Genomic DNA, 1,570 nt, shown 5'->3' with positions numbered 1-1,570 from the left:
CGGGGGCAATCCGGTCTCATGTGCCATAGCCAGCGCAGTCCTGGATGTGATTGAAGAGGAAGGGCTTCAGGAGAATGCACAAATTGTCGGGGATCACTACCAATCCCTTCTAAAAAAACTTATGTCCAAATATCCCTGTATCGGTGATGTGCGAGGGTCTGGATTGTTCATTGGGGTTGAAATTGTAAAAGAAGGAACTACACATCCGAATACGGCGTTGGCGCAACATATTAAGAATGCCTTGAGAGACCGTCATATTCTTATCAGTACTGATGGGATATTTGACAATGTTATCAAGAGCAAACCTCCATTGTGTTTCACAAAAGACAATGCCCAAAGTGTGGTTATGGCAATTGATGAAGTACTTTCCGAATACTATGGAAAATAATTGTGTACCTAATATTTGGCTTTAATTGTATGGGCCATTCTGTGCGGCATCTCCATCATCTTCATCTCCTTTGTCGTTGATGAGAATTCCATTTCCATTGGTATCGACACCATTGCCAGGAGTACTATCGGGATCTTTTGAACCACTGGCAGAAATTTCTGCGATTAAAATGGCGTCATCTTTTTTGGCATATTTGGCAATAACACCGAGAATTTTACCCTTATTTGGAACTACCTCACCAATTTTCCAGATACCGGTGTCGGGATTGTAGTCGGAATCTTTTGGTGAAACGCTTGAAAATTCCAAACCAGATTTCAATTCAATTTGCACTTCAACGCCTTGAACCACTTCTTCCCCTTTGTTTTTTACATTGACATTGAAAAGAATGGGATCTCCAATGACAGAGGTTGGAATTACGTACACATCCAACTCAAGGTCTTGGGCTTGGGAGGTTATTGAAAAAAGCAAAATCAAAAAAAGGACCACTGTAGTTTTCATCGGGCGTACTTTTGGGTTTGTATGAATCAATCACAATTGTCGGCAAGATGTTCCCAGCCCATGGCCCTTGCGGTCTCACAAGTGAGCCGTTCGATGCGTTCATCAATACGTGCTATTTCTCTATTCATTTCATCCCTGCAGACCTGATCCCTGCAAAGCTTTCTTCGGTTTTTAAAGTTTTCTTTATCCATCTCCAGGATTTGCAATTGCATATTGTATTCCTGCATTTTCGCATTGACATCGGTTCCCACATCACCTCCTACCATCAAGGGTTTGTACTCACGTGCGTCAAAGGTGATACCGCTGGGAAGCATGATTCGCAACTCAGCCTGAATATTGTCCCTGGAATCTTCACCTCCGATATTGACTTTATTGTAGACGACCAGGCGATTACAATTCTTATAGACTCTATCCTTCATGACCCCTACCATAAATCCTACCATGGTGGTTGAAGTTTTAATGGGAGTGGGCTTGGTATCAAAATAGATGTCCACCGTATTTTTTATGCCTGTTCTTGCCTCAATGACTTCCCCTCTATACCCCTCGGTTGGAGTTGGCCATATAATGTGTTCCGGCATGGGTGCTGGATGCTCCGCCAATTCTGCGGAAGAATTAAAAAATTCCATCATCTTCATATAGTCATTTTCAAATCTGCCGTCGGCAGTTTGAGCAGATTTTCTGTGA

3 protein-coding genes are annotated in these 1,570 nt (G+C 42.6%); 1 reads left to right on the top strand and 2 read right to left on the bottom strand.

The annotated features are described in order from the left end of the window. Window positions 1-388, top strand: a 388-nt coding sequence (locus F6K46_RS39670) for an aminotransferase class III-fold pyridoxal phosphate-dependent enzyme (RefSeq protein ID WP_293118188.1), incomplete at its 5' end; no start/stop codon positions are given. A 21-nt stretch (window positions 389-409) separates the two neighbouring features. On the opposite strand, the gene F6K46_RS39665 is transcribed toward F6K46_RS39670, so the two are convergent. Together F6K46_RS39665 and F6K46_RS39660 are read right to left on the bottom strand one after the other, a co-directional pair. Further along, window positions 410-886, bottom strand: coding sequence for a DUF11 domain-containing protein (locus F6K46_RS39665; protein WP_293118185.1), 477 nt, complete (start codon window positions 884-886; stop codon window positions 410-412). Window positions 887-912: 26 nt separating this feature from the next. After that, a partial coding sequence (locus tag F6K46_RS39660; RefSeq protein ID WP_293118182.1) for a hypothetical protein occupies window positions 913-1,570 on the bottom strand: 658 nt, incomplete at its 5' end.

The sequence above is a fragment of the Moorena sp. SIO3E8 genome, from assembly GCF_010692445.1.
GTDB lineage: Bacteria > Cyanobacteriota > Cyanobacteriia > Cyanobacteriales > Coleofasciculaceae > Moorena > Moorena bouillonii.
Note: the sequence above shows the minus strand (reverse complement) of the source record. Positions and strands in the feature narration are given on the sequence as shown.